This is a genomic window from Patescibacteria group bacterium (genome assembly GCA_034660655.1).
Lineage (GTDB): Bacteria > Patescibacteriota > Patescibacteriia > JAACEG01 > JAACEG01 > JAACEG01.
In genome coordinates, this window is sequence record JAYEJU010000013.1 from 1 (window position 1) to 4,987 (window position 4,987).

A 4,987-nucleotide genomic window follows, 5' to 3' on the forward strand; every position below is an offset into this window, starting at 1 on the left:
ATGGATATGTTTTAATATTTTTTAATCTAGGATATGGAATTACATCTTTAATATCATCACGACACAAACTCCATATAATAAATCTCTCAATACCCAAACCAAATCCAGATGTGATCTCATAGTTAGGAAGATTTCGTAAATCAATATACCATTCATACGGCTCAGATTCTATACTCTGTCGCGACAATGAATCAATCATCTCTTGAGTATTATCTTGTCGTTGTCCGCATCCGACAATTTCTCCTCCGAAAGAATCCTTGATTATTGGCGGAAAAATTAAATCCGCGTTAATTACTTTACCTGAATCTTCAGGATCCGGCTTTTGATAAAATGATACTCTATTTCTGTCATAATTTCTAATCCAAAACGGAGTTTTGAAGTTAAAAATCTCAGCCAATTTAATTTCTCCACCAGATGAAATATCACGACCTAATTCAGTAAAATTAACAAGGTCTCTATTTCCGTTCTCAATCAACGCGTCAACCGCTTCATTAAATGTAATTTCGGGAAATTCTTTTAACTCTAAAATTTTATTTAAACTTGATAATGTTTCTTTGTAATCTAAACTTATTTTCTCTAAAATGTTCGGCATTAACAGCAAAGTTTCCGATAGAATTTTAATGTAACCCTCAATAATTGGGGTTAGTTGTCCGATATCACCTTTGATTTCTGCTTCACAATGAAAAAATTGATTCAAATGTCTTTTGTCTGGATTCTCTCCGCGCATTGAAGGTAAATAACAGTAAACTTTATCAATTCCGTTTAATAAAAGAGGTTCAAATCCAAATTGAGATGAGTCAACCAAATTTGAATTATATTTTCCAAATTTAATTGGTATGGCTTCTGAATCAGAACCAGATCCCATAGGAGATGATATGCTTGGGGTAAGCATAAATAAATCAATGTTTTTTGCTTTTTGCTCAACTCCGAAATAGTAATCAGATACGGCTTTGATGTAATGTCGCAGTGTTATCAGGGTTTGAAAATAGCCACTTTTCGTCAATTCCAAATAATGTGTCTTTGGATTATATTCTGGCAAAACAAAAAGCTTTGGATCACCACCTTTAAACTTTAAATCATCATCTCTAATTTGGTTTTTTAAATAATCTGGAATCATATTTATTAATGTTCAATTATTCTGATTTTAACATCATCGGTGTTTGCGGAAATTTCTAAACTACCTCCTATCGGCATAGTAGCAATTGGAGTTGTGTGTCCGAAATCTACATTAGCCACAACTGGAATATTCTGTAATTCTTTTTTTGTATTTATAATTTTCTGTAATAGCTCTTTTGTCATATTAGTTTCTTTTTGAAACCGACCAATCAAAATTCCTTTAACGCCACCAAAATCTAATTGATGAATTAATGATTGTAATTGTCGGTCAAAAAGTGGTGGATTTATTTCAGCATCTTCCTCAAGAATTAAAATAGAATCATCAAGCCCCGACCAATACTCTGTTCCTTGTAATATATTCAGACATCGAGCGTGTCCTCCCACAATACGACCAAAAGCCTGCCCTGGATTTAACACCCAATAATCATCATTTTGAATAAATTCTCTTTTTTCTTGAGATATATACCAAGGATCATCACTCCATTCCGTTGACGACATCAAATCAAAAGCCTTATCTTCCATACAGCATTTTTCAAAATATTCTTGCGAATATTCAAATCCGTGTTTCATTGCCCAGCTTGAAAAATGGGGCCCTATATAGGTAATCATTCCTGTTTTAGCAGTAATCGCATTTGCCAAGGCGGTTACATCAGAAAAACCGCAGATAATTTTGGGATTTTGAGCAATTAATTCATAATCAATATATTGAAGCAATTGATTTGAATTATACCCGCCGATAACAGTCAAGATTGCGTCAACCTCTTTGTCTTTAAACGCATCGTGCAGATCCTTAACCCTTGATTCTATGGAAGATGAATTGAACTCATCCATCTCATCAACATGCTTACCAAAAGATAATTTAAATCCGAATTTTTCAAGCCGATTAATTGCTTCTTTTTTGCTGTCTTTTGACAAAAGTTTTAAGCTCCTAACAGGAGCTACGACTCTGATATGAGCACCTTTTTTAAAAATTTTAGGCTTGATGATGTTTTTAATTTCAGTCATATTTTTAAATTTATTTTAATAACTCTAATGATCCTTTTATTTTCTTTTCATCATCTGTCAAATTCTTTTTTGCGAACAGTTCATTCTCGAAAGATCTGACAAACTCTACAATAACATCGGATGTCTGCCCTTCTAATTCCGGAAACTCTTTTTTTTCAAAATCTGAAATAATTTGAGCCAAACTTTTAATATTTATCCCTGACTTTGCTCGAAAATAGCTTAGAGATCTAACATATTTTTTTAAAATCCTGTTCCGATTATTCTGTCCAAACGGACGAAGTCCTTCACGGTATAATACAGTGCTTGTAATAACAGCATCCTCAAATTTTCTCTTAATAGCTTCATTCTCGATACTACTTAATCCAATCACAGGTGTACAGTCTTGGACATGGTCTAGTCCGTGTATTTGTTTTAAAAGCGTAGTCGAACCAAGTGCGATCTCTACTCCTAACTGCTTTTTAGCATCCTCAAGGAGAATAATGTTTCCTATGTCATCAAAACCATCCTCATTTACATTTCTCAAAGCAATATTAAAATTTCTACCACTTATACCCTCCATACCGATTTTATGTCTATAATACTCAGGGTTCCTGCTATCTATTTCCAGATTATTCTCACCATATCGCTGTCTACAAGCATTCATCAAATCCACATCTGTTGAGCTGACGCGAATCAGTATGTTTTCCGAAAAAATACCTAGCCGTTTTTCAAAAAAATCAAAAGTTTCATCACATGCTTCATGTAGTCTTTCAGGGGGAGTTATTGCGCCAATGCTTGTAAAATATGACCCCCAGCTTGAGGTATAATTATCGTCTAGTAATTTATTCACATTTCTTGTTCTAAGACAATCCTGACGCATAAACAGTCCTGGGTTTGGTATGTTATTTTCAGCCAAATAAGGCTTGAAGACACTGATATGTGAACCTATAAATCTAGTAGTTGGATCAACTCCTGAGCTAATTTGAACAGGGGGTTCTTCTTTATAGCCAATTTCGGAATAATGTTCCTTAAAATTAGCTACCAAAGATTCAACGTATTCTTTTGCAGTTTCTGGTGGAAATTTTTCTTTACCGTAAATATTACACTCTGGTTTACTTTCCGAATTTTGTTCATTTTTATTAAAATTTGGGTTAAATTTTTCTGACATATTATTTAAATTTACATACTATTAAGATTAAAAACTTGTTTCTTCTAAACAAGCATGAAGCTAATTTGCCCATTGTTTTTAATATAAACTTAGGTGTTTCCATAATTAACGGATTTCCAAAATATTCAATTTTCATACCAGCTATTTCTTTTTCTGATCCTTCGCTAACTTTTTGAAATATCTTTTTAATTTCATCTATTTTATAAAATTTTTCGGTATCAAGTTTGTAGCCGGGAATAAATTTCAATATTTTCAAAATCCATGCTTTTAATATCGGTCCTGAATAAAAATTCGGCATTCCAACGGCAACAACTCCAGATTTATTACAAACGCGAATCATTTCTTTTGTTATGGATTCTATACTATCTAATGTGTAATGTTCAATCACTCCTATATTCCAAACAAAATCAAAACTATCATCTTTAAACGGCATTGAGAATATATCTCCTTCAAAAAATTTAATATCTTGGGCGTCAAACCTATCGGCTAAATACCTTGAATACTCCAGAGCGGTGGAAGAAATATCCAATAATATTTTATTATAACTTTTATCTAACAATATAGTAGCTTTACCCGATCCGCTTCCAGCCTCTAATACAGTTTTTAAATTACCTTTAAACATTATTTGATTTACGAAGCTGGTTAACTCAGCATAATAATCTTTCCACCAAAACGAAGAAAAATTTTTACTATCGTTTCTTTCTAATTCAACCTTAAATATCTTACTCCAATGAGCGTTCTCATGTTCTATTATCTCTTGCGTGTTATCACTCATATATTTTTATTCTCAGATAACTCAAATCGTAATGCTTTCAAAAAATCTTTTAAAAAGATGACTCTCTTTTTAGCCATAACCTTTGCTGTTTTAGTATGCAACCTATCCTGAACAACTAATAATCTTGTAAAAAAGAGATCCAGCGCATATTTACTGTCATTCGGTTTTCTTTTTTTACAGAAAGGATCCACGAAATTGTAAAAAGATCTATTCATTGCTCCGGCTGAAGAAAAAGTTCTCATTATAGATACTGCTCCCACAGCTTCTAAACTATCCGCATCTTGTAGTATTTTCGCTTCCAGAAAATTAGGTTTTTGCGCTTTTATAAAAGAGCAAATATTTATTGATTCGCAGACTTTTTCTATTTTTTTCCTTGGGAAAGTTTTAGTATTCTTTAATATTCTTTTGGTAAATTTGGCACTTTCTCTAGAACTGTCCAGTCTTTTTTTGTGATTTTTAGGATAACTCACAACATCATGAAATATAGCTGCAGGTATGATAATATCAAAATCAGCCTTCTCTTTTATTGCAATTTTTTCTGATATAGAAAGAACTCTTAATGTATGGTTAATGTCGTGCGCAGGATCATTTTTTGACATTTTCTTTTTTGCAATACCAATCAATTTATTTTTAAGAGTTTTATTCATATCTTTAGTTAATCAACTCATCAACGGAAACATCCAATGCTTTGGCAACTTTTCGCAAAGTTTCAAGCGTAGGATTATCATTTTCTCCCGTTTCCATTTTAATAATTGTATTATTGGCAACATCCGACAATCTCGCCAATTTTTCTTGCGAAAGGCCTTTTTGCTTTCGCAACTTTTTTATATTGTTTGCTAAATTTTTATTCTTTGACATATCATTAGTATAGTAGTAACATTAGAGTGGAGTATATAATTTACTTCATCTATTACAATGTTACATCTAAAATTATAAAAAGTCAA

Annotated in this window: 6 protein-coding genes; all 6 read right to left on the reverse strand. The window is 32.3% G+C overall.

The genetic code is table 11. From position 1 onward, the window contains the following. Positions 1-1,117 (reverse strand): amino acid--tRNA ligase-related protein (locus tag U9O55_00790; GenBank protein ID MEA2088362.1); only part of this gene is annotated, 1,117 nt, incomplete at its 3' end. A gap of 5 nt (positions 1,118-1,122) precedes the next feature. After that, positions 1,123-2,121, reverse strand: coding sequence for a S66 peptidase family protein (locus U9O55_00795; GenBank protein ID MEA2088363.1), 999 nt, complete (start codon positions 2,119-2,121; stop codon positions 1,123-1,125). A gap of 10 nt (positions 2,122-2,131) precedes the next feature. After that, positions 2,132-3,268: a hypothetical protein gene (locus U9O55_00800; protein MEA2088364.1), complete on the reverse strand. Its 1,137-nt coding sequence runs from the start codon at positions 3,266-3,268 to the stop codon at positions 2,132-2,134. Between the two features lies 1 nt (position 3,269). Continuing rightward, positions 3,270-4,043, reverse strand: a complete 774-nt coding sequence (locus U9O55_00805; GenBank protein MEA2088365.1) for a class I SAM-dependent methyltransferase — start codon at positions 4,041-4,043, stop codon at positions 3,270-3,272. Continuing rightward, a complete protein-coding gene (locus tag U9O55_00810) occupies positions 4,040-4,690 on the reverse strand; it encodes an HD domain-containing protein (GenBank protein MEA2088366.1) in 651 nt (216 codons plus the stop codon). The genes U9O55_00805 and U9O55_00810 overlap by 4 nt, the downstream gene beginning before the upstream one ends. 4 nt (positions 4,691-4,694) lie before the next feature. Next, positions 4,695-4,901: a helix-turn-helix transcriptional regulator gene (locus tag U9O55_00815; GenBank protein MEA2088367.1), complete on the reverse strand. Its 207-nt coding sequence runs from the start codon at positions 4,899-4,901 to the stop codon at positions 4,695-4,697. Positions 4,902-4,987: the final 86 nt, after the last annotated feature.

Coding starts and splice junctions, on each gene's coding strand:
- U9O55_00815 (MEA2088367.1), bottom strand. CDS start 4,901: ATGTCAAAGAATAAAAATTTAGCAAACAATATAAAAAAGTTGCGAAAG.
- U9O55_00810 (MEA2088366.1), bottom strand. CDS start 4,690: ATGAATAAAACTCTTAAAAATAAATTGATTGGTATTGCAAAAAAGAAA.
- U9O55_00795 (MEA2088363.1), bottom strand. CDS start 2,121: ATGACTGAAATTAAAAACATCATCAAGCCTAAAATTTTTAAAAAAGGT.
- U9O55_00800 (MEA2088364.1), bottom strand. CDS start 3,268: ATGTCAGAAAAATTTAACCCAAATTTTAATAAAAATGAACAAAATTCG.
- U9O55_00805 (MEA2088365.1), bottom strand. CDS start 4,043: ATGAGTGATAACACGCAAGAGATAATAGAACATGAGAACGCTCATTGG.